Source organism: Pseudomonas sp. PS01299 (assembly GCF_029960145.1).
Classification (GTDB): domain Bacteria; phylum Pseudomonadota; class Gammaproteobacteria; order Pseudomonadales; family Pseudomonadaceae; genus Aquipseudomonas; species Aquipseudomonas putida_A.
In genome coordinates this window covers 1-1,233 of record NZ_JASCPO010000487.1, presented here as the reverse complement: position 1 = coordinate 1,233, position 1,233 = coordinate 1, and the positions used below count along the sequence as shown (strand labels likewise).

Sequence of the window (1,233 nt, the reverse complement as noted above, 5' to 3'; positions counted from 1 at the left end):
AGCAAGCTCGCTCCCACACTGGATCGGTGTCATACACAAAACCACTGTGGGAGCGAGCTTGCTCGCGAAGGCGACCGTTCGGGCACCGATAATCCGAGGTCTGACCACAACCGCCCAATCCCCGTATAATCGCCTTCTTTTTCCCGAAGGCACCCCGCTCGTGGCAGACAAACGTTACAGCTGCATTGGTTTGTACAACCCCAAATCACCGGAGAACGTCGGTTCGGTGATGCGCGCCGCAGGCTGTTACGGCGTGGCGTCGGTGTTCTACACCGGCAAGCGTTATGAACGCGCCGCCGATTTCGTCACCGACACCAAGCGCGTGCACTACGACATCCCGCTGATCGGCATCGACGACCTGAAAAAGATCCTCCCGCTCAACTGCGTCCCGGTCGCCGTGGAACTGGTCGAGGGCGCCCGCCCGTTGCCCGAATACACCCACCCGGATCGTGCGCTGTACATCTTCGGCCCGGAAGACGGCTCGCTGGATAAAGAGATCCGCGACTGGTGCGAAGACGTCGTGTACATCCCGACCACCGGCTGCATGAATCTGGCAGCCACGGTCAACGTCGTGCTCTACGACCGCATGGCCAAGGGCCTGAATACCCGCTCCGGGCCGAAATTCCGCTGAAACGTCGCACATCCGATGGAACGAGCCGGCCGCTGCGGCAGTCAGCTTATCTATCTATTGCACATTGCCTGGGAGACAGATCATGACCGAACTCAAACGCGTCCAACGTATCGATTCCACCCCGTTCCAGAGCCCGACCGAGCAGAACGTCCAGGGCTGGGAGCGCATCGGCTCGCTGGCCGGTGGCGTCATCATGGTCGGCAAAGGCCTGCGCCGTGGCGGCGTGTTCGGTCTGATTCAGGTGGCGATTGGCGGCGTGGCGATGGCCCGTGGCATCACCGGGCACAGCTCGGTGAAAAGCCTGCTGGAGAAAAGCCGTGAGGACATGAATAACGTGCGGGCGAAGATCGAACGGGCCGGGGAAGAACTGAGCCAGCTCAAGGCCAATGCCGAAGCGGCGACCAGCACCGCGACAGTGACCGGCAATGATTCGGTGAAATCGCCGAAGGCTGGGGTTTGAGCCTGAATTTTCGGTGAGGCTTCTGGCCTCTTCGCGAGCAAGCCCGCTCCCACATTGAAAGCTGGAATGCGATCAAAAGTAGGAGCGGGCTTGCTCGCGAAGGCGGTATTACTGAAGTAATGCGCTATCGAGGCCTTTGGAA

Annotated in this window: 2 protein-coding genes; both read left to right on the top strand. The window is 60.4% G+C overall.

Annotated elements, in window-relative coordinates:
• Positions 1-160: 160 nt before the first annotated feature.
• Positions 161-631 carry an RNA methyltransferase gene (locus tag QMX91_RS31175; protein ID WP_007911337.1) on the top strand — a complete coding sequence of 157 codons (471 nt, stop codon included), beginning with the start codon at positions 161-163 and terminating at the stop codon, positions 629-631.
• Positions 632-713: 82 nt separating this feature from the next.
• On the top strand, positions 714-1,091 hold the full coding sequence (locus QMX91_RS31170; protein ID WP_096796610.1) for a DUF2892 domain-containing protein: 378 nt from the start codon (positions 714-716) through the stop codon (positions 1,089-1,091).
• Positions 1,092-1,233 lie beyond the last annotated feature (142 nt).